Annotated in this window: 18 protein-coding genes and 4 pseudogenes; 9 read left to right on the top strand and 13 right to left on the bottom strand. The window is 60.5% G+C overall.

All coding sequences use genetic code 11. The features are described 5' to 3' along the window. Positions 1-116 precede the first annotated feature (116 nt). The 3 genes from tnpC (AB7G19_RS22250) to tnpA (AB7G19_RS22240) all read right to left on the bottom strand — a co-directional run bounded on the left by tnpC (AB7G19_RS22250) (position 117) and on the right by tnpA (AB7G19_RS22240) (position 2,499). Positions 117-1,595 (bottom strand): IS66 family transposase, encoded by a 1,479-nt coding sequence (gene tnpC / locus AB7G19_RS22250; RefSeq protein ID WP_441268832.1) that lies wholly within the window; start codon positions 1,593-1,595, stop codon positions 117-119. A 122-nt stretch (positions 1,596-1,717) separates the two neighbouring features. Beyond that, a complete protein-coding gene (gene tnpB / locus AB7G19_RS22245; RefSeq protein ID WP_441268088.1) occupies positions 1,718-2,074 on the bottom strand; it encodes an IS66 family insertion sequence element accessory protein TnpB in 357 nt (118 codons plus the stop codon). Then, positions 2,071-2,499, bottom strand: a complete 429-nt coding sequence (tnpA, locus tag AB7G19_RS22240; protein ID WP_135179689.1) for an IS66-like element accessory protein TnpA — start codon at positions 2,497-2,499, stop codon at positions 2,071-2,073. The genes tnpB (AB7G19_RS22245) and tnpA (AB7G19_RS22240) overlap by 4 nt, the downstream gene beginning before the upstream one ends. Before the next feature lie 573 nt (positions 2,500-3,072). Between tnpA (AB7G19_RS22240) and AB7G19_RS22235 the strand changes: the two genes are divergently transcribed. After that, on the top strand, positions 3,073-3,267 hold the full coding sequence (locus tag AB7G19_RS22235) for a hypothetical protein (RefSeq protein WP_084795114.1): 195 nt from the start codon (positions 3,073-3,075) through the stop codon (positions 3,265-3,267). 514 nt (positions 3,268-3,781) lie between these two features. Here the strand turns inward: AB7G19_RS22235 and AB7G19_RS22230 are convergent. The 7 genes and pseudogenes from AB7G19_RS22230 to AB7G19_RS22200 all read right to left on the bottom strand — a co-directional run. Continuing rightward, entirely contained in the window at positions 3,782-4,069 is a 288-nt protein-coding gene (locus AB7G19_RS22230) for a hypothetical protein (protein ID WP_135217207.1), read from the bottom strand. A gap of 864 nt (positions 4,070-4,933) precedes the next feature. Further along, entirely contained in the window at positions 4,934-5,164 is a 231-nt protein-coding gene (locus AB7G19_RS22225; protein ID WP_135217208.1) for a hypothetical protein, read from the bottom strand. 559 nt (positions 5,165-5,723) lie between these two features. After that, positions 5,724-6,004, bottom strand: a pseudogene (locus AB7G19_RS22220) (tyrosine-type recombinase/integrase); the annotation flags it as partial. 487 nt (positions 6,005-6,491) lie between these two features. Next, positions 6,492-6,773, bottom strand: coding sequence for a c-type cytochrome (locus AB7G19_RS22215; protein ID WP_063982906.1), 282 nt, complete (start codon positions 6,771-6,773; stop codon positions 6,492-6,494). A gap of 108 nt (positions 6,774-6,881) precedes the next feature. Further along, positions 6,882-7,763: pseudogene (locus tag AB7G19_RS22210) on the bottom strand (AI-2E family transporter); the annotation flags it as partial. A gap of 1 nt (position 7,764) precedes the next feature. Next, positions 7,765-8,886 (bottom strand): IS630 family transposase, encoded by a 1,122-nt coding sequence (locus AB7G19_RS22205; RefSeq protein ID WP_063981152.1) that lies wholly within the window; start codon positions 8,884-8,886, stop codon positions 7,765-7,767. 341 nt (positions 8,887-9,227) lie between these two features. Next, positions 9,228-10,298: pseudogene (locus AB7G19_RS22200) on the bottom strand (AI-2E family transporter); the annotation flags it as partial. A gap of 494 nt (positions 10,299-10,792) precedes the next feature. Here AB7G19_RS22200 and AB7G19_RS22195 point away from each other — a divergent pair. Then, positions 10,793-11,903: pseudogene (locus AB7G19_RS22195) on the top strand (TAXI family TRAP transporter solute-binding subunit); the annotation flags it as partial. Positions 11,904-12,514: 611 nt separating this feature from the next. On the opposite strand, the gene AB7G19_RS22190 reads toward AB7G19_RS22195, so the two are convergent. Continuing rightward, a complete protein-coding gene (locus AB7G19_RS22190; RefSeq protein WP_063982908.1) occupies positions 12,515-12,940 on the bottom strand; it encodes a hypothetical protein in 426 nt (141 codons plus the stop codon). Positions 12,941-14,810: 1,870 nt separating this feature from the next. Here AB7G19_RS22190 and tnpA (AB7G19_RS22185) point away from each other — a divergent pair. The 6 genes from tnpA (AB7G19_RS22185) to AB7G19_RS22160 all read left to right on the top strand — a co-directional run bounded on the left by tnpA (AB7G19_RS22185) (position 14,811) and on the right by AB7G19_RS22160 (position 18,434). Next, on the top strand, positions 14,811-15,236 hold the full coding sequence (gene tnpA, locus AB7G19_RS22185) for an IS66-like element accessory protein TnpA (RefSeq protein ID WP_283017312.1): 426 nt from the start codon (positions 14,811-14,813) through the stop codon (positions 15,234-15,236). Next, a complete protein-coding gene (tnpB, locus tag AB7G19_RS22180; RefSeq protein ID WP_283017311.1) occupies positions 15,233-15,580 on the top strand; it encodes an IS66 family insertion sequence element accessory protein TnpB in 348 nt (115 codons plus the stop codon). The genes tnpA (AB7G19_RS22185) and tnpB (AB7G19_RS22180) overlap by 4 nt, the downstream gene beginning before the upstream one ends. A gap of 69 nt (positions 15,581-15,649) precedes the next feature. Further along, positions 15,650-17,299 (top strand): IS66 family transposase, encoded by a 1,650-nt coding sequence (gene tnpC, locus AB7G19_RS22175; protein ID WP_283017310.1) that lies wholly within the window; start codon positions 15,650-15,652, stop codon positions 17,297-17,299. Beyond that, positions 17,296-17,547: a hypothetical protein gene (locus tag AB7G19_RS22170; protein WP_283017309.1), complete on the top strand. Its 252-nt coding sequence runs from the start codon at positions 17,296-17,298 to the stop codon at positions 17,545-17,547. Before tnpC (AB7G19_RS22175) ends, AB7G19_RS22170 begins: the two co-directional genes overlap by 4 nt. Positions 17,548-17,827: 280 nt before the next feature. Further along, positions 17,828-18,037, top strand: coding sequence for a hypothetical protein (locus AB7G19_RS22165; RefSeq protein WP_441268087.1), 210 nt, complete (start codon positions 17,828-17,830; stop codon positions 18,035-18,037). A gap of 148 nt (positions 18,038-18,185) precedes the next feature. Continuing rightward, entirely contained in the window at positions 18,186-18,434 is a 249-nt protein-coding gene (locus tag AB7G19_RS22160; protein WP_038958497.1) for a DUF768 domain-containing protein, read from the top strand. 12 nt (positions 18,435-18,446) lie between these two features. On the opposite strand, the gene AB7G19_RS22155 is transcribed toward AB7G19_RS22160, so the two are convergent. Next, positions 18,447-19,637, bottom strand: a complete 1,191-nt coding sequence (locus tag AB7G19_RS22155; protein WP_441268086.1) for a tyrosine-type recombinase/integrase — start codon at positions 19,635-19,637, stop codon at positions 18,447-18,449. 312 nt (positions 19,638-19,949) lie between these two features. Beyond that, a complete protein-coding gene (locus AB7G19_RS22150) occupies positions 19,950-20,834 on the bottom strand; it encodes a helix-turn-helix domain-containing protein (RefSeq protein WP_354079866.1) in 885 nt (294 codons plus the stop codon). Here AB7G19_RS22150 and AB7G19_RS22145 point away from each other — a divergent pair. Beyond that, positions 20,814-20,993, top strand: a complete 180-nt coding sequence (locus tag AB7G19_RS22145; RefSeq protein ID WP_223153560.1) for a hypothetical protein — start codon at positions 20,814-20,816, stop codon at positions 20,991-20,993. The two genes, AB7G19_RS22150 and AB7G19_RS22145, sit on opposite strands and share 21 nt — an antisense overlap. Positions 20,994-21,222: the final 229 nt, after the last annotated feature.

The following is a 21,222-nucleotide window of genomic DNA, read 5'->3' as shown; positions in this document are numbered from 1 at the left end:
GAGGGGGTAGGCCGGGGCCGCTCCGCCAGCTCGGCGGCGAGCCAGCGACGACTCAAACATTCGCCGCCCTTGCGGTTCCTCTGAACGGTCCCCCTGAAAAAGGGTAAGCGTCGTTCTCAGGCCACGGCTTTGAGGTCGTGACGGCAATAGGCCCACGGAAGCAGCTCATCGATGTTGCTGTTTGGATGGCCGTTGGCGATCCTGGTGAGGGCATCGGTCAGATAGGCAAGCGGATCGACATCGTTCAGCTTACAGGTTTCGATCAGGGAAGCGATGATGGCCCAGTGCTCGGCGCCGCCGTCGGAGCCTGCGAACAGCGCATTCTTCCGGTTGAGCGTGATCGGGCGGATTGATCGCTCGACCGCGTTGTTGTCGAGCTCGATACGGCCATCTTCGATGAAGCGCGTCAGGCCTTCCCAGCGTGAGAGCGCATAGCGGATGGCGTCGGCTAGCTTGCCCTTTTGGCTGATCAAAGCGAGCTTTGCGCGGAGCCACCGTTCGAAGGCTTCCGCCAGCGGCCGACCCTTCTGCTGCCGGACGAGGCGGCGCTCCTCGGCGCTGCGGCCACGGATGTCCTTCTCGATCGCGTAGAACTCGGCGATGTGCTGAAGCGCTTCGCTTGCGATGGGCGCGGGACCGGGTGTGGCAAGTTCGTAGAAGTTACGCCGCATATGCGACCAGCAGAATGCAAGCTGAACCTCGCCACGCTCGGCGAGCTTGCCATAGCCGGCATAGCCATCGACCTGCAGGATCCCCTTGAAGCCTGCAAGATGGGCGATCGGTCGGTCGGCTTTGCGATCGGGCGCATAGACATAGGCGACGCCCGGCGGATCGGCGCCGCCCCATGGCCGGTCGTCCGCCGCATAGGCCCAGAGCTGACCGGTCTTGGTGCGCCCGCGGCCGGGATCGAGCACCGGCATCGTCGTTTCATCGGCAAACAGCTTTGGCCGTTGCCTGAGCTTGCCAAGGAGGCGCTCATGCAACGGACGCAGGTGGAAGGCAGCTTGTCCCACCCAGTCCGCCAACGTCGAACGATCGAGCTCAATGCTCTGGCGGGCGTAAATCTGGGCCTGCCGGTAGAGCGGCAGGTGATCGGCATATTTGGAGACCAGGACCTGGGCGACGGTGGCCTCGGTCGGTAATCCTCCCTCGATCAGCCGGGCCGGGGCCGGCGCCTGCATGATGCCGTCCTCGCAAGCCCGGCAGGCGTATTTGGGACGCCGGGTCACGAGGATCCGGAACTGCGCCGGGACCAGGTCCAGCCGCTCGCTCCGATCCTCGCCGATCCGGTGCAACTCGCCCTGGCAACAGGGACAGGTCTTGTCCTCGATGTCGACGACGACCTCGATCCGCGGCAGGTGCGTCGGCAAGGCACCACGGTTGCCGCGGCGCTTGCGAGCCCGCGCCTCACGGCCTTCAGGTGCGCTCACGTCCTGCGCCGTCTCGCTGTACGCTGCCACTTGCTCGACGTCTTCCAGGCCCAGCAGCATCTGATCTTCAGGCAGCGTCTCTGCCCGCCGGCCAAACCGATGCCGCTGCAATTCCTTGATGATCTGACGCAGCCGCTCGCTCTCGCACCGCTCGGCGAGCAGCATCGCTTTCAGCGTCTCGGGATCGTCAGGCAGGGCGTCGCTCACACCCAATTCAGAGCATATTCGCCGCCATCTGGCGACGCGTCCGACGCTCCTGATTCACTTCGCCGCAGCGCCGCCAACAGCTATCCGGCCTGCGTTGGCTTCGACGTTTCCCGTGCCTCGTGCACAAGCCGCCAGTCGAGCCCCTCCAGCAGCGCCGACAATTGCGCCGACGACAGACGCATCACACCGTCCTCGATCTTCGGCCAGCGGAAGATTCCATCCTCGAGCCTCTTGGCGAACAGACACAAACCCGTTCCGTCCCAGAACACCAGCTTGATCCGGTCCGCCCTCTTGGCCCTGAACACATAGACAGCTCCTGAGAATGGGTCAGCCCCCATACTCTCGCGCACCAGGGTAGCAAGCCCCTCCATTCCCTTGCGGAAGTCTACCGGTTTGGTCGCCACCATCACCCGGACCGCACCCGACGGACCGATCACCGGCTCGCCTTCAGCGCCTGGACGATCGACGCAATCATCGTTGGGTCCGCACCACGACCGGCCCGGATCGTGATGCCGTCCACTTCGATCTCGATGATCCCGCTATCTGCCTTGCGCACCACTTTACGCTCCTGGTGAGCTGCCGGCGCCGGTACCACGGCCTCCACCACCGCTGGCACAAACTGGACTTTGTCCGCTTCGGAATGACCGCCTGCTGCTTCTCGCAACTGGCGGCGCCAACCAAACAACTGCTGCGGCGACAATCCATGCCGTCGGGCCACGGAACACACCGAGTCGCCACTCGCCACGATCTCGGCGACGATCCGCGCCTTGTCGTCGTCGCTCCACTTCCGCCGACGACCGGCTCCGGTGAAGACCTCAAGCCGCCGCACCGGCTCCGCGATAGCACTATGCACTGTGTCCATTCTAAGCCTAACGGTCCGAACAAACCGCAGACTCGCAGATCACCCCGTCATCCGGTAGGTGGCCGCTGAACAGCGCTTACGAAAAAGGGGAGCTGTCCGTGGTTAAGCTCCGGTGTCCTAAGTTGATTTTGGGGGTGTCCTAATTCGATAGATGAACAAAATCGACAGCTTGGCCGTCTAACTTTGAGGACGGTCATTGGGGACCGCCCATCCAGCGCGAATGCGGAATGATGATGTGCGACAAGTGCAAGGAACTGGACGGAAAGATCGAGCGCTACCGTCGTCATGCGACTCGAATAAACGATCAGTTAGCACATGACGGGATCAAAAAGCTCATTGAGGAGATGCAAGTCCAAAGGGCTGCGCTTCATCCCGAGCAAAAGAAGTAAGGCCGCCTCAGTTGGCGATCTCCTCGCCGCCGGTTCACGCTGGCGGGCCTCGGAGGTGAGCAATATTGACCATCACGGGGAACAAAGATGTGCCACCCTCCACCTTATCACCGCGCGGCCCTGGCTTTCATCGGTGATGAGAACGCCATTAGCGCTCCCGCCTCCTCTAGATAGGAGCAGCGCCATGCGTCGGCATTTCACGCAAACCCAATCCCTTGAAGAACGTCTCGCCGAAGAGGCGAAGCGCCTGCATGAACAAGCCGAATTGCTTCCGCATGGCAATCTGCGCGAAGCCGTCGAAAGGAAAGCACGGCAGGCTGAAACCGGCTCGCACATCAGCGAGTGGCTGCGGTCCCCCGGTCTAAGAGTCCCCACCTGAAGTTAAGGCCTCCCAGTTGGAGGCCTCTTCGTATGCGCAGTTCGCGCTGGCGGGCCCTGGACCCCAAGCACAAGGCCCTAAAGTTTCCCGCGGCCCAGTCTCGAGAGGGCCCACGGGCTTCCGCTTAGTTAGGGGTCTACAGCCTCAACGGACGGTTGAAGCTCTCACGAAATTTACGGTGCGGGCGATAAAGCGAGCGTAGGGTAGTGAACAGCCCCGCGGGGTTGGCTTCCCCGACGCCGCCCGGTTAGGCCCGGCGCTAGACTTACGGCTGGTGTCGGGCCGTCTGAGTTGGCGGTCTCGTCCACTTAGGAACCCGTTCCACAGAGTGTCGTTCAATACGCATGCCTAGAGAGATCGCCATAGCACTGTGGTCCCTGGCCGCCGCCTGCGTTGTGGCGTTCAGCATGGCTGCAATCGTCGCTCCTCACTGGTCGTAAAAGAGGGCGTTGGGTCACCAGCTTGCGGCCGTCCACCTCGATCGGCTCCTCGAAAAGCCGCCCCCAGCCCTTGGTCATTGCGTGTTTCGGTACCCCATGATTGCGAGCTGCGGGTTGCCACGTTCAAAATCCGGCCGAACCTCGGCGCCGCGATTACCGCAACCCCGGCAGACGAACCGCGGCTCGAGATCGGAGAGCCTTACACTGTCAGGCCAGCGGTCGGCGTCCAGAGCAATGTGATGGCCGCAATGGCAATAGATCAGCACGCCGCGAACGCCCATCTCCCGCATCTCGCCGATGGTGATCTTGCGCGGTCGACCGTCGGCATGCGTAGGCATGTGGCGTCTGGCGGGGCGAGGCATGCCTCGATCAAACCGGCATCGCATGCACCTTGCAAATTATCGATTCCTAGCGGCTCGGAACGAGCATGAGCCACCGCGGGTCGTGGGTGTGGAAAAGCTAAGGAGCGTCGATCACTCAGAGAGCGCGAGCAGTGCGCCGCCTATGTCGGAGGGCATACAGACCCGGTTGCCGAATCTTCCTAGACCTTAGTAGACCTTGGCGCCCCCATTACCGCCAAGGCTTCCAACGGCTCCGGCATCTAGTTGTGCTGGGGCCGTTTTTTGCGACCTGTAACAACGCTCGCGATATACTGCCTGTCGTGGGTGTGGACATCGCCCGCCGTTTCACACCGGCGCCTTCTAAAGGGCGCCGTGGTGTTCGGGTTCCATTTCTAAGCGCTGCTAAAGAGTTGCTTGATTTTCCCGTTTTGCTTAGCCTTACTTACGGGAAGCTTACGGATCGTCACTTCTCATCAGTCGATCGTTGACGTGATCATTGCCTCACATCGCGGAGGGCACGTGGACCGAGAGCTAAGGGAATTCCGTAGACTAGAGCGAATTTGCCGTGAACATGCAGCGATAGCTTCCATGGAGCTTGAGCGCGTCGGCCTTTTGAAGGTCGCCGAAGATTGCCGTCGGGCGGCTGCGTCGATCGAGAACCGTCAGAAAGACCCCCTAAAGGCCTGAGGGATATGACGGCCTCGACCTTGGAGAAGGCGAAGTTCTGCCTCCCCGGTCTGGGCCGGGAAGCTCTCGAAGAGATGGCTACAAAACTATCGAAATGAAGCTCAACGGCTTGAGGGCGAGGAGCGATAGGGCTCACGCCTTTGCAGGAACCTTCTCAGGTTTGATATCATTTGGCGACTCGGACAGCAGCCAAACTTCTCAACCGGCTTCTCCTGCGTGCCAACCCTTCTCTGTAGGTTGATAACGCTCTCCGTATTTCACCAGCCAGCCGCCTTCAACCATCTTCTCTGCCAAAGCCTTCGAGCATGCCGGCTGGTTGCTGCCGGGGTAATACAGGCCGTCTCTGCGCTCGACCATAAAGCCGTAGACGCGCACCAGGCGAAGGGCGTTCAGCATGCCGGGAATGAGAACTACGGTCGTGCTCGTCATTGCTCTCCAAGCAACGCCACCACCGAACGTTCCCGAAGCCACTCGTTAAAACCTGCGTCAAAACCTGGCGGCGCGGAACGAGCTCGAGCTACTGCCCGTCGTGGTGTGGAAAAGGTGTCGCTTAGGTCTGCCTAGCGTTGGAATCGCTTAGGCTGCCTACGGCGACGGAATCCAGCTGGGACTGGACAGTTGCACCCGAGGGCGGCGCGGCTTAGATCCCGCGCGCTCTCGGGCAAGAGATATGAAGTAGCGGAGATTAAGACTTGGGCTGGGAACGTCCGGATGCTGCCCGGCTTGTCTTTCCGGTGACGGTCTCTGTCCCACAAGGTCAGAGCCTGTCCGGAGGCCCCAGCATCATCATGCCCCCCGGCCGATGCTGGGGCCGTTTTTTTTTGTGCGAGGCATCGATTGGACGAGACTTGGAGAGTGGTGTTCGCAATTGGTGCGACGGCTATCCACGGGCGATGAAGTGATTGAATGACGCAGCGCGACTTCCGTTTCGGGCCCGCAGCCTCCTGTAACGGAGGGGCAGGGCAGGTCGGCTCTGCCAGGGCAGCCAGACGTCCACCTGTTCTGCTATTGCGAGTGCGTCATCGACCTCTATTCCGAGGTAGCGGTGCTCTCGATTTTTGTATGCCCCAACAGGAGCTGCACGGCTCGCAAGTTGCCGGTGCGACGATAGATGAGCGTCGCCTTGGTTCGTCGGAGTGAATGCGTTCCGAACAGGTGAGGGTCCAATCCTATACCGGCCAGCCAGTCCGATCGCAGGCGTGCATACTGCCGTGTCGTCAGGCTGCGGTCCGGCCCTCTGCGGCCCGTGAATAGACGATCTCCTGGCTTCAGAGCGCCAAGGATAACTCCTCAATGACTCGCTCTACGTGCTGTTTAAATCGTGCGGCTGACTTCGCGTCCATAGAACCATCCCGCGGGAACAGGGCCTGCCTTGCAAATGGCAACATACCCGCCTTTGGACCAAGAAGCCTTCCAAATAGCGAGAGCGCGACTGTTCCGCTAATGGCCCGTTTGAGACATGCCGGTCCGATCTGACGAGTCCGCTTATCAGGCTAGAGCGGAAGTCAGCGGCTCGCGGGAAAACCGACAAGATTGACCCAGAACAGACGTCGATTGTTCAGGCAAAGGGACCGTTTGGCTCTTTCAAGGCATCAAATTGCGTCGCTGACCGCACATGGTGGGTGTACAGTAGACCAATCTTCGGCAGCAGATGGGCGCGCTGCGGACTTCTTGAACTCGACCACACTTTGTCGGTCATCAAGCGCGGAACGTTCGGGATCGCGCGTGCTCCGCGTCGGCGGCGTGTTTTCTGCTGCTACTTGAGTGTCCCGATATAGGCGGCGATATCTGACGCTTCATCCCTGCTGAGCTGCATATTAGGCATCTTCGGGTGTGGATCGAGCAAGAAGAACGCTAGCTTGGCGGGGTCGAAATCCGGCCTCGCTGCGATGGACGCGAACGTTGGAGCGTCGGCTCTCGCGCCCTTCTGATCGGCTGCGACAAGATGGCAGCCTGCGCACCATCGTTTGACGAGATTTTCGCCTTGATCAGGGTTAGCCGCGAAGGTCGAAGTCGTGGTGATTGTCGCGCACACCATCAAGACGCAGCGAATTCGATTAGATTGGTTCCACACTCAAATAACCTTTCCAGCATTGGGCATATGCCGACAACGTCTGCCTGATTTCACGAGGCCATGATGGAAACTTCACGCAGCTACTGTTGCGGACATTTCCTGCTTGGAGGCTTCCTGGTCCTTCACTCCCGTCGCCTCGATGCACAGCTTGACCGCCTCACCGAGGCTCGCGGCAACGAGGTCGGCTTTCGCGCCTTCCCGCAACAATTCCAGCGCAGCCGGGTCGATTTCCTTGACCCAACAGCCCAGGATAATGGTTGCCTTCGGTAACTTTCGCCTTAGGCGTCGAACGGAGTAACGCATGTGCGCTGGTCCATTGGCATCGAGATAGACCAGGCATACGATCGCAACGCCGGTGGTATCAAGGCGGAAGACATTCGTCGTGGAGAGCGCTTCCGCCCCTTCCACTCGCGCCGCCAGGCCGTGCGTCGTCGAGAGCTGAGCCAGCATGATCGCGGCCGCCTCATCGATGCGACTGCGCCCCGCCACGCAGAGGACGGGATGTTCACCCTGCCATCCCGGCGGGAGGGATTCCTTGCTGAGAATGGGCAACGTTTCATTTGTCGCATTTTCTGCAACGCTTTCCACCGCGGACGATGCTTCCGCGTCGGTGGTTGAATTGCTTTTCGCCGGCGGCCGGTCCTCCTGATCCGAAAGGTCGCTGGCAAATTCGTTCACCGCGTCTCGAATCTTCGTTAGACGTTCCTGGTCAAGCGCGCCGCGCTCGGCATCGGCTTGCGCTAGCTGCAAACCCTTCAAGGCGACTTCATCATAGTACGAGGCCAGCGACCGTTCTTTCAGAAATTCTTCGGCCTTTTCGGCGGCTTCCGTCGGATCACCAGCCAGCATCCGCTGGTAAAATATTTCGGGGGGAGAAAGGGCCGGCCGGTCCCCGAACATGACATCAAGAAATTCCAGACGTTCCACATGACGCCCTAGTACCTCGTCACAGAGATTATGACTCTTTGGAAGTGGCGGGGTAGGCGCCAGCCATTTTGGCGCGAGCCTTGTCTGTTGTGAACATCCATTTGATGCGGGAGCGGGCGGCATTTCGTTGTCGTTCCCAGGCGGTGATTTCGCGGCGCAGTCGCTTAGGGTCGTCGATCCTGCGATCCAGGCACTGGCCCCGCAGGACGCCGATTTCGATCTCGACCATGTTGAGCCAGCTTGCGTGTTTTGGGGTATAGTGGAACTCGAGCCGTCGCAAAATCCGCCTGGCTTCGGCGGGCGGGAACGCCTGATAGAGGGCGCCGGCGGAGTGGGTCGATAAATTGTCCTGGACGACCCGGATGATCTCGGCGTCGGGATAATGGATGTCGACGAGATCACGCATGCATTGGGCGTAATCCCTTGCCGCTCGCCGCTCGGTGACCTTGACCTTGCGCCAGGGACGATGCACGTCGAGGAGAACGAAGAGATTGACCGTGCCATTGCGACGATACTCATAATCGTAACGTTCGAGCCTGCCGGGCTTGGCCGGGATGGGCTGACGCGTTTCGCCGATGAGTTGCACCGGGCTTTCGTCGAAGCACACCACTGGCCGCCTGGAGTCGGGCGCCTCGGCATAGAGGTCGAGCACATCCTCCATGCGGGCGACGTATTCGCCGTCGACCTGCGGAATGCACCACATGTCTTTGCGCCAGGGCTTGAGGGCATTCTCGGCCAGGCGCCGCCGAACCGTCTCGTGCGACAGGCTCTTGTGTTCGGTGAGCTTGACCATCGCACCCGCCAGCAGCTTTAGCGTCCAGCGGGCACGGCCCCTTGGCGGACTGGCGCAGGCTGTCGCCACCAGCAAGGCTTCTTCCTTGCCCGTGAGTTTGCGCTCCGCCCCGGGACGCGGCTCTTCGCTCAGCGCCCGCTCCAGATTGCCTTCCACGAAGCGTCGCTTGGTCCGGTACACGGTCGAGCCGCTCACGCCGACGCTCCTTGCGATCTCCTCGTCGCTGGTCTCGGCATCGGCGGCCAGCAAAATCTGCGCTCGCTTGAGCTTGCGGGACGCATGCTTGCCGCCGCTGAGCAGCGCCCTCAGTTCGGTGCGCTCGATTTGGCTGAGTTCGACCCGATAGCGTACATTCATGGCGTGCCTCCTCGTTCGAGGCACGCACGAACAACTGAATCGGATGGCCGGCGTGAGTCCTTCGACAAAACCCTTCACGCCCACGCAGGGGCAGTATCTGGCTTTTATCCACCTCTATACCCGGCTGCATCGCAGGCCCCCGGCCGAAACCGACATGCAGGAATATTTCCGCGTCAGCCCGCCTACGGTTCACCAGATGGTCCTGACACTGGAACGCGCCCGCCTCATCAGACGGCAGCCAAGGACGCCTCGCAGCATCGAGGTCCTCGTTGATCCGAAACTCCTGCCGGAGCTAATCTGACCGCCGGACCCAACCTGTCAAAATCACTGTGCAGAGCCACTAGCACGACAAGGCACACCGTCAGCGGCGTCGCGAGGACGAGCCCGATTGGACCCCATAGTGCAGTCCAGAACGTTGCCGACACGACCACGGCAACTGGAGAAAGCCCTGTGCTGTGGCCGTAAACCATCGGCTCGATGACATGGCCCACGACCGGCTCCACAACTAGGAAAAGCGCGAGCGTCCATAGCAGCATCGACCAGCCGGGATCGATGGCTACTGCCAACGCAAGCGGGAACGCGCCCGCGATGACGGCGCCGATGTAGGGAACGAAGCGGAGAGCTGCCGCCAGGATGCCCCAAAGGATCGCGCTTGGAATCCCGATGAGCCACAGACCTATCCCGATCACCACGCCAAATGCGCCGTTCAAGATGAGCTGAGTCAGGAACAGCCGGCTAAGGCGGCTCGCCGCGTCGTCGAGCGCCGCCGTCGTACGTTGGAGATCGGATGACCCCGCCAATCGAATGAGACGATTACGAAGATCTTCGCGTTGAAGCAGAATGAAGATGACGAAAATAATGATGATACCGGTTGTCGCGAGAGGATGAACCAGCGGCGAGATCAAAGTCCGCAAGCTTTCCAGCGCGCCAGGATCGGGCTGGCGTACTTCTACCGGAACCGGCGTCAGCGGCGCGGGCGTGTTGAAACCAGCGACAGAGCCTGAGCCACGTGCGGATGGTGCATCCTTTGGCTTATCAAGTTCTTTGCTGAGATCCTTCAGCATGTCGGAGGCGCGTTCCAGCGTGCCCCTGCCGGCTTTTGTGTCCCGGAAGGACTGAATTTTTTCGCTTATCGTCGATTGGTAACGCGGGAGGTCTCCCGCGAGTTGCGTCAGTTGCGTGGCGAGGAGACTCCCCATCGCGAAAATCAGCGTGAAGGCAAGTATAACCACGCTCACGACGGCTAATCCGCGGGGGACATGGATACGCTGCAGTATTCCGACCAGCGGCGCCAGCACGAAGCTGAGTAGAATAGCCAAAGCAACGGGCACGAAGATATCCCGGCCAAAATAGAGCATCGAGATAATGATGACCGCAAGAATTGCAGTAGCTACTGCGCTGAGCAGCGCCATAAGTTCTTCGGTGGTACGTGCCCTAAATGGCTGTCTCGCTAAAGGCCTCATCTGCTTTCGTCCCAAACCTCGGAGCCTGCTGATGCGCTGATAAGGACACGGCGCATAAAAAAGCCGCTCGGGCATTGCTCCGCGCGGCTTTCTCAGACGGCTGCCGTTTTCCGGTTCCGCCGCTATACATACCAATAGATGAGCAGCGTAATGGTTTCGTGCTGCGAGAAAGATAAAGCCGCGCTCGGCACTGGCCGGTCTCGGGAAGACTTTTGCTGGTGAGCAAATGTCTCCTATTGGCCCATCAGCGAAGTGGCGACACGCCTCACTGAGGTCAGCTTAGTGGGGCGTAGCGGACGAGATTGGCTCACGCTGAGTTCTTCGCCTTTTGACCCGGAGCAGAAGTGTTCGACAGTGACATGGGAACGATCAACGATTCGAGAGGTTGTGTCCGTGTGGCAGGTTCCACATGCCAGGAGGATGTTGTGCGTCAACTCCTTGGAATGATTGCCGCGATGATCTTGATGGCTTCTGGATTTGCGGCCCATGCCGGACAGACCGAGTATGACCCGGCCAAGGTTAGTGACAGCCTGAAGGCAGTCTTCCAATTCGGCTCGGTCTCGACCAAGAAGGCAATGAACGCCAACACGGTCACGCTGCTTACTGGTACGATCGGCGGCACCTATGTGCAGTTCGGTGCAGACCTCGCTTCCGTGCTCGACGACGACGGTAAGCTGCGCGTCCTGCCGATCACCGGTCGAGGCTCGGTGCAGAGCATCGCCGACATCCTCTTTCTTAAAGGCGTCGATCTCGGCATCGTGCGCGCCGACACGCTCGACTATCTCGAGAAGAAGGGCTTCGCCAACAACATCAAGAAGCAGTTCACCTATGTGACCAAGCTCTACAATGAGGAGATGCAGGTCATCGCACCGAAGGCAGTCAAGACTCTAAGCGATCTCGAAGGTAAGACGGTGAGCGTCGACCTGCCCAATGGCGGCACGTTTGTGACTGCACTGACAATTTTCGAGCGGCTCGGGATCAAAGCGAACTTCGTCTATATCGAGCAGCGGATCGCAATGGAAAAGTTGAAGAAGGGCGAGCTCGACGCCGTCATCGTGGTGGGCGGCAAGCCATACGTGTCTGTCACTGCCTTCAAGAATGACGGCTCCTTTCATCTTGCTGCGGTCGACTATTCGAAACCCCTGCAGAGCGATTATCTGCCGGCGACGTTGACCTCGAAAGACTATCCGAACCTGATTCCCGAGGGAGAAACGGTGGAAACGATCGCGGTGCCGGCGGTGCTCGCAGCATACAATTGGGCCCCCAACACTGAACGCCCGTCGCAAGCTCGCCTTGTTCGTTGACGCCTTCTTCTCGAAATTCGCCGATTTGCAGAACCCGCCCTTTCATCCCAAGTGGAAGGAGGTCTCCCTGACGGCACCACTCGCGGGCTGGAATCGCCTGCCGCTCGCGCAGCAATGGCTCGACCAACACGGCGTCGAACCGGTAAAGCGACAACACTTTGAGGCATTCCTGCAAGAGAACCCGGCCGTCGCCAATATTCAGTCGGAGGCCGATAAGGAAGCACTATTCCGGCAATTTAAGACCTGGGAACAGGGGAGAAATGCGCAGGCACGGATGGACTCCCAAGTGGACTCCAAGAAGGTTCGAGAGCGGGACCACACCTTCCACTCGGCACTGCAAGCTGCACCTCCACGCCACCCGCCCCGCCGATCGCACCCAAGACGAGCACTCGGTAGCTTGACGGGGCAAGGCTCGGTGAGCGAATGCAGCTATCCGGATTTCTGCAATCGCACGAGCGAGGAAGCCTGGCGGAACCCATTCCTCGGCGCCACTCCGCCCGACGGCGCCAAACAAGGACTCTCAACTTCCGATGATCCGTTTCGGGGCTTCGCTCCGACACAGCCTGTTCTCAGATAACGGAAGCCCTTCGACCACGCGCTGATGTTCGTCAGCGGGCGCCGTATTGCGCGCCTCCTTCAAGACATGCCGCACCGCGAGCGAGGCCGCCCAACTGAGCTTGATCGAACTGTCGGTAACTCTTGATTACAGGCTTGCCACGTGGTCGACAAGAAACCCGCGTCAAACCCAGGAGCGTCGTGACGTTGCCGGAGGTCCGCTGCTAGCCCTAAGTGGACATGCCTTTGTCCGCGCCTGGTGTCCGATTTCGGGGCCTAACCCGGCATCACATGTGAGTACACGGACTAGATTGCGAACGTCGTACCAAGATTAAGGACCATCTTTACCATCCACTGGCCCCTGATCGTAAAGGTCATCGGGTTCGTGTTGGGTAAATCGAAATTAAAAAAGACGCTTCCACTCTTATTGAATGCCACGCCGGACAAGTCATCTGGTGAAAAGGACACGTTTTGCGTGACGTCACCGCGATGCCCCTTAATGTCCTTCAACGAAAATGGGCCGCTGAAGGTGCGCATAAGTTGCGTGTCTAATTGGAAGTCCGTGTCCGCAACACCACTTCCCGAGATTGGTCCGGAGCAACCCAACAGTGCTGCGATGTTAGCTACCCTGCTGCCAATCTTAAACGATATCGATGCGGTGCCCGACGACGTGCGTACCCTCAGCACGTGCGCAGCAATAAACCAGTCGTCCGCCTTTGTGTCTGCTGCCACGGCCGCCTCCCGCTGTAACTGAAACCTCTCGCCAGCGACTGGAGATTAACCGTCCTGATGTCATACCCATGTGAAGAGGTTCACACGACGCAAGCCGGAGTAATCTACGAGGTAACCACACAGAATCGCTCATTAAGAAATTTGCCAATGTCAGCTTCTACTTCGTCACCCGAATATCTCCGCACTCCCCCTCGATCGGCCGCTCGCCATCAAAATCTGTCTGAGCGAGTAGGGCGCCGATACCAAACAGCACTGTGCGTTCCCACGATTGCTTTTTCTGAACCACAGCATCAAGCGAGCCCCCCAGACCCGCCGCCACCATAAGGCGAGCCAATCGCGGAGGGCAACTAGTCTTTGGAGTGGACGGCTCCATCCAGCCGCCATCTTTGCCGCGCCGAATTCGGTTCATGCCCGATTCGATTGACTGGACCGACGACACCCCACGCCGCCTATCCGTAAAATCCCACGATAAAGCGGATGGCAAAGAACGCCCCAGCGGCGACGGTCGCTGTCGCGCCGATCGCAAGCATCACCCTCAAGCTCTCGTCCATGGTACCTCGCATACAGGACGGCCCCCGCGGGGGCAACGCGGAGGCCGCTGTTGAGGCGCCTCAGGCCGGGGAAACCTGAAGCTAGAGAGAAATCTCTGGCCCGCAGGATGGTTCCTGTGCCTTTGACGGCGAAATGCGAATCAGCTCTCGGCGTTAGGGTATCTTGACGCGCAAGGCAGCGAGGCCCGCTGGCGTGATTCGGTACGTCCCTGCCGTGCTCCCACGCTCAATCCAGACCTTGGACAGCATATTTACGATGGTGCGCTGGCCGGTGGGCTCAAGGGCTCTCAGCGTCAGCTCGCGACCCGCCCGCAGTTTTTGCAATGCATCTCGCTCCGAGCTGGTCGGCAGATGGCTGGCACGCGCTGGCATCTATTTCTTGGCCTTCAGTCCGAGTCGCCCGTGGGTTAGAGCGGCATATCATTGATCGGCTCACGCGGCTTGCTCTTGCATAACGCGTACGGCTAAACGCGCGATCGCCTAAGGTCAAAGCGAGTAGGTGGTAATCACTGGAAGCTTGCCGGTTTGGGCTTGCCGCTTCGCATTCTCTAGCGCTTTCAGCCGCTCGGTGGGTGACCGCCCCTCCAGCCATCTGGAAGTGATGACGGTCCCAGAGACTACATAATCGCCGCATGCAGCGCAGTGAAAACCATCGCCGTCATGAGTTTTCGGCAGCGGCTCAGCAGGTTTCGCGCAGACTGCGCAACGCATCGCTTCACTCCAGTTTTAGGTTGGCGAGACCAGGGCGCGCTAGAATCGGCGGGACCATTCGTCCAGCAGTCTTTCGATCTTGATTAATAGCGCCATTTCAGCCGCGCCAGCCTCGATCTTTTTCTTCGAACGTCGGAGAAACACCGTTAGATCATCAGCAAAGTCAAAGGGTCTACGTGGTGATGTGGATTTGGCCAACTTCCAATAGGGAGTTTGAATGGCCGCGCCCGGGCGGTGTGCCCGCGATCTGTCAAATATCAGTTTTCCATCCTCGTCCGATATTCTTAGACTGGAAAACTCGGCGAACCAGGACGCGAGACTCGTTTTAGTAGTCCCGTCTACGGCCTCCAACAATCTTTGAGGAATGCGCGCGTCGTTATGAGTACCAAAATGATCGAGAACGCGTACTGCACAGTCATGGACGAGAGCCCTTGATGAGGCATCCAGCGCTGCAATATCACGTTTAACTATTTGCTTTCCTGATGAGCTTGACGGCGGCCCCGCCTTCTCGCGCCGCCGCTTCTTGAGATCGTCAATCAGTTGAAGGATCGTATCGCTCCGGCGGGGACCGCCTTGCGCGGTTCGATGGAGGATGAAGACATAGGCGTATGACTGATCATATGCCTATGCCGAAGGTTTCCCGACTTGAAGTCGTTTCGACGGGCGCTCGACGCCGTTGGACATTGCAAGAAAAGCAGCGGATCGTCACCGAGAGCTATGGCGGGCCGCGTCTGGTGTCGGTGACGGCACGACGCAACGGGCTGTCGACAAGCCAATTGTTCACGTGGCGCCGGTTGGCGCGCGACGGCAAGTTGAGCGGGGATACCGCGCCGGCGCTTGTTCCGGTTGAGATCACGCCTGGGGCGGCTCCGCTCTCGAGTGACGTGCCACAACCAGTGTCTTCACCGCCTGCGCAGCGTCCAAGGGCCGGCATTATCGAGATCGAGCTTGGCGAGGGCTGTCGCGTGCGCGTTGACCGGGACGTGGACACGGAGGCGCTGCAGCGGGTTCTTGAGCTTCTGAGACGGCGATGATCCCGATCCCGAGCGGCGTCAGGGTCTGGATTGCCACCGGCCACACCGACATGCGCCGCGGCATGCAAAGCCTGGCGCTTGCGGTCCAGGAGAGCCTGAAGCGCAATCCTCATGCTGGTGATCTCTACATCTTCCGCGGTCGCCGCGGCGATCTGGTCAAGATCCTCTGGCATGACGGGCTTGGCATGTCGCTCTACGCCAAGCGCCTGGATCGAGGCAAGTTCATCTGGCCGTCGGCGTCGGACGGCGCGGTATCAATCTCGGCGGCGCAGATGGCCTATATGCTGGAAGGAATCGACTGGCGGAATCCGCAGCTGAGCTGGCGGCCGCGGAGCGCGGGCTGAGCGCAAAATCCGCAGCTTTTTGCATTGTGGGGAGTCCCATCGCATCCAATCTGTGATTCACTGCGTCTCATGGATGCCGACCGCGACGCTGTTCCGGATGACATTGCCGCCCTGAAGAAGGCGCTGGCAGTCGAGCGCGCGAAGGGTTTGGAGATCGCCGCCGAACTCGCGGTCGCCCGCGCGAAAGCGTCGGAAGATGAAGCGCTGATCGCGCAGCAGAAGCTGCAGATCGCCAAGCTAAGGCATCAGATCTACGGCCAGCGGTCGGAGCGTTCGTCGCGCCTGATCGAGCAGTTGGCGCTGACGTTCGAGGAGCTGGAAGCCGACGCCACCGAGGACGAGCTCGCCTCGGAGCGGGCCGTGGCGAAGACGACGACGGTGCGCGGATTTACCCGCAAGCGCGCCGAGCGCCAGACCTTCCCCGAGCATTTGCCCCGGGAACGGGTGGTGGTTGATCCGCCGACGGCGTGCGAGTGCTGCGGTTCCAATCGCCTGCGCAAGCTTGGCGAGGATGTGACGCGCACGCTGGACGTGGTGCCGCGCCAGTGGAAGGTGATCGAGACGGTTCGGGAGAAGTTCTCCTGTCGCGACTGCGAAAAGATCAGCCAGGCACCTGCACCGTTCCATGCCGTCCCCCGGGGATGGGCTGGCCCGAGCCTCTTGGCGATGATCATGTTCGAGAAGTTCGGTCAGCATCAGCCTTTGAACCGCCAAGCCGAGCGCTATGTGCTGGAAGGCGTGCCAATAGCACTGTCGAGCATGGCAGATGCCGTTGGGGCGGTCTGTGCCTCGCTGGATCCCCTGCTGCGCCTGCTGGAAGCCCATGTCATGGGGGCCGAGCGCCTTCATGCCGATGACACGACCGTGCCGGTGCTGGCCAAGGGCAAAACCGATACGGGACGATGCTGGATCTACGTTCGGGACGACCGGCCGTTTGGGGGCACGGACCCGCCGGCGGCGATGTTCTATTACTCACGCGACCGCAAGGGCGAGCATCCTCAGGGGCATCTGGCCCGGTATGCCGGCATCCTGCAGGCCGACGCCTATGACGGGTATAACCAGCTCTATCTGGCGGGACGCCAGCCTGGACCGATCCGGGAGGCTGCCTGCTGGTCGCACGGACGGCGTCCGTTCTTTGCCATGGCCGACATCGAAGAGAATGCCCGGCGCAAGGCCACCGGCAAGAAGGAGATCCCGCTCTCGCCGATTGCGATCGAGGTCGTGAGGCGGATCGATGCGTTGTTCGAGATCGAACGCTCCATCAACGGCAGGAGCCCCAAAGGCCGTCTTCAGGTGCGGCAGGCGCTGAGCCGGCCTCTGGTCGAGGAGCTTCAAGTCTACATGCGGGAGCAGCTCGCCAAGCTGTCCCGGGGACACGACCTGGCCAAGGCGTTCAACTATATCCTGAAGCGTTGGGCGAGCTTCACCCTGTTCCTCGAGGAGGGGCGGGTATGCCTGTCCAACAATGCCGCAGAACGAGGCCTAAGAGGCATCGCCCTTGGACGGAAGTCCTGGCTGTTCTGCGGCTCTGATCGCGGAGGGCGGCGCGCGGCAGCTATGTACAGCCTCATCATCACCGCGAAAATGAACGGCATCGACCCGCAAGCCTGGCTGACCGACGTCCTCGCGCGGATCGCCGCCCATCCGTCGCATCGGCTTGACGAACTGCTGCCCTGGAATTGGACGCCGGCGTCAGCGAACTCCGCTCGAGCGGCATGACCACCCGCGTCAACAAGGTCCATCACGTCACCACCATCACCCGGGTCGCGAAAGACCTCGGCGAAGATGAAGATTGGCTACGAGACGTCGCCAACGAAATGGAGATCGAGGACGGCGCCATTTGGGTGTTCGGCGTTGGCGAAGACGGCGTTCAAGCGTTCACCGACTTCGGCATCGAGCGCCTCATCGAGCTCATCCAAATCTATAAAGAAAATCCGAGGTTGCTTAAGCGCTGGCCACCAGAATAATCCAATCAGGTCGCGGCCTACGCCGGATGCTTACGAAGGATCGGTCGTTCGTGATTGATGCGCGACATGACTCTTATTGGTGAAGCGGTGTGGATCTTAGTTTGCTCAACGCTTCTTATGTAGCGCGATTTCCACCAGCCGCCGTATCGCCTCTGGTCGACCCGGAAGGTCATCTTGCTTGCGGCGCCAGTCGTATAGTTCTTTGGCCATGTCGGGCTGGATACGAACCATAACCGGGTCCCCGGTCACGCTAGGACGCTTTTGTGAGGAAATAATACCAATGACTAATCTCAGCGATGCCGCCACCATCAAAATTGACCTCTCCACGCCTTTTTGCGCCCAATCCTATTACGTCCATCTCCGAGCCGAGGGTTGCGATCCCATTATTGGTGCGGGCGACTGGGCCGCGCGCCACGACCCGAAGGGTACGCTGCGGCTAGAGCACGCCCGGGCGGACGACGAGATCATCCTGCTCGGCGCCCGCCGGTAGCTATCCTGCGCAACGAACCGAATCCGCCTCCCCGAGGGGGCGGGCTGCCGCTTTCCCAAGAGCCTTTCATTTAGTCACACGGGAACCGTGATTTCGATTGTCCCTTTTGAGAAGGGCGCGCTAAGCGTGTCCCAGCAGGGGACGTCACATGTCAGACAGGGCCCGCGAGTTTATCGATTTCTGGGTAGAGAACTGCATACATGCAGTCGAACAGGACCATACTGCGGGCGCGTCGCAGGATGTGCCGGAACTCTCGCGACGTCTCATCGAGGCTGCCAAGGGGCAGGGCATTCCGGAGGCCGACTTGCGGGCTGCGATTGGCGACATCGCCGCCTATATCGAAGAGCTTCTGAGGGCGGCCAATAGCGTTGAAAACGAGCGACGTACGCCTACGTAGGCTTTGTCCAGCTTACTCCCTGCCGCAATACGCAGCCCAATCGTCCATCAGCGCTCGGCGTTTCTCCAGTGCCTCACCGCGACGATAGGCCCGCTCAACTGCGTCGCCGACAGCATGGGCGAGGGCGGCCTCGGCGATCTCTCGCTGGTGGTCTGTTTCGTCGGTGGCCCAATCCTTGAAGGTCGACCGGAAGCCATGAGCGACGGCACCGCCGCCACCATGGGCCGTGATTACCTTCCCGAAGGTCATGTCCGACAGGGGCCGGTTGGCACGCATGCCCGGGAAAACGAACTGATTGAGCGATTGATTCTTCATCGCCCTCACGATCTCAACGGCGCGAGCGCAGAGCGGCACGCGATGGGTCTTCTGTTCTTTCATCCGCTCTGCAGGAATCGTCCACGTCGCAGCATCGAGATCAAACTCGTCCCACACGGCTAGGCGCGTCTCGCCGCTGCGCGTGGCCGTCAGGACCAGGAACTCAAGCGCTCGCGCAGGTATTGTGTCGGTGGCGCGCAGGCGCCTCATAAAGGCGGGCGCCGCCTTGTAGGGCAGGGCCTCGTGATGACCACGTAGCGATGCGTCGGGCTTGTGGAGGACGTGTTCTAAGTTGCCCTTCCATGCGGCGGGATTGTCGCCGCTGCGAAGCCCTTCGACCTTGGCCGCATCCAGCACGCGCTCGAGTCGCCAGCGCAACTTCTCGGCTGTCTCTTGTTTCGTACCCCATAGCGGCCTTACGACCGACAGAACCTCTGTCACGCCGATGTCGGCCAGCGGCTTGGGTCGGATCAGTGCGGCATGGTTGGTCAGCGTGTTCCGCCATCCAGCCTCGGTCTTGGCGCCGCGCCACCGGCCGGCCTTCACGGCCCCATCAATATAGGCGTCTGCGTACTCGCCGAAGGTCTTCACACCTGCCTGCACCTTGGCAGCCTCGATGGCCGCAACGGCGCGTTGCTCTAAGGGATCGAAACCCTGACGGATCAGATCCCGCGCGCGTTCGGCCTTCTGGCGCGCCTCGGCAAGGCCAACCGTGTGTAGCGGACCAATGCCCATCTGGCGGCGCTTGCCGCCGCGTGTGTAGTCAAAGATCCAATATCGCCCCTTACCCTTGGTCACCAACCAAAGGCCGCCGCCGTCGCGCAGTTTCGCGGTCTTGCTGGTCTCGATCTTCTTTACGGTCAGCGCGTTTAGAGTATGGATCCCCATCGCCAGCTTCCCCCTTTTTCCCCACTTTAGGGTGTGCGCTAGCAGTAATCGCGAATGGACGGCATGGTCAAGAAACCAGCGGAAACACAAGTAAATCAGCGTGTTGCGTTGTCGCCATGGAACGCTATGGACAAGGAATAAAATCCAGCCCGGGGAGCCAAAATCCAGCAAATTCAAAGCCTTACACGCGTTGCAATTGCGCAACACTACCTGCGGCCGCCGCGTTGGGCCCGGTGCACGGCTGTGCAGTCGACCGGTGGAGCGGGAATCGGTCGGACCATAGCCGTCCCCCAGCACAGCCTGACCAGGCGCCTATAATTCATGCTGAGAGGGTTGAACCCTCAGGCGAGGGACAGTTCGTCCTCCCAGGGTCTGCGACGGACGTTCCCCGAACATCGCATGGTAATACTGCGAGAACCGCCCGAGCTCGTAGAAGCCCTGCTGCATGGCGACAGCGGCCACGGTCGTCGAGCCCGGCACGCTCTCATGCAGAATGGAATGAACGGCACACAGCCGCTTGTGCCTGAGGAAGCTGACCGGGCCCAAGCCGAACACCTCCTGAAACGCGCGATGGAGGGTGCGGCGCGACACCCCGAGAGCGGCGCAGATCTCCGAGACATGCACCGGGCGCGTGCCGGCCTCGTCGAGATACTCCTCGACCCGGCGGATCAGCCGCCTTGCCGAAGGCAGCCAGCCGGTGTCGTCGGGCGGTAGCGACGACATCACGTTGGCCGCCATGCATTCGACGATCGATCGCTTCCAGAAATCGGCGGTCGAGGGCGTCAGGCCGCTCCTGTAGGTGCGCAGATGTGACATGATCCGGACCAGACGATGTGCGGCGATCGCGCCGCTATCGGGGGCCGCCCGGAAATGGTCGCGCCTGCGCCAGGTGTCGGGATTGCTCAGCCTCGCTTCGCCGCCGAAGAGCGATGCGACCTCGTTGATGTCGAAGCGCATGGCGGCGTAAGCCGATGCACCGTGAAAGATTCCGTCATGCTCGAGCAGCGGCGGAATCACGAGCACGTCGTTGAGGCGCATGTCGAAGGACCAGTGGGTGACGCGCTCTTCGGCCGCGAGCAGCATCCCGATGATCAGCTTGTCGTCGCTGGCGACACGCTGCGTGCGCATGCCGACGCTGAAGGTGCCGATGCTGAGCGAGAAATCGCCGATGCCGACATGGGAGAGCGATCCGCGCAATCGCCCGCGCCCGAGCTGCATGACATCGACGTGCGAGCCGTGAACGGCCTGGTGAAGACCTTCGAAGCCGTCGAGCTTACGCGAATCAACCAGAAGGAATTGGCCCATGGCGCCACCCTGTTACTCAAGCGCGACAATTCTGCGGCAGGCGGCGGCTGAACACCACTACAACGCGAAGTGGGTACGACAGTCCAAGTTCGCGCTTTGAGGTAAATTATCGCCGAATTTGACGCGAGCTGTACGCCACACGACGCTGCGGATTGAGGAATTTGCGACATGTGTCGTTAAGCCTCACCGATCGGCGCGACGTATTGGCACAAACTGCACATCACGGGCATCCTATCTTCGGATACCATTTGCAACCTAGGCGATATCGGCAACGATCGTT

The organism is Bradyrhizobium sp. 215_C5_N1_1, from assembly GCF_052075935.1.
Classification (GTDB): Bacteria; Pseudomonadota; Alphaproteobacteria; order Rhizobiales; family Xanthobacteraceae; genus Bradyrhizobium; species Bradyrhizobium barranii.
The sequence above is the reverse complement of the archived record's forward strand: the minus strand, read 5'-3'. Positions and strand labels throughout refer to the sequence as shown.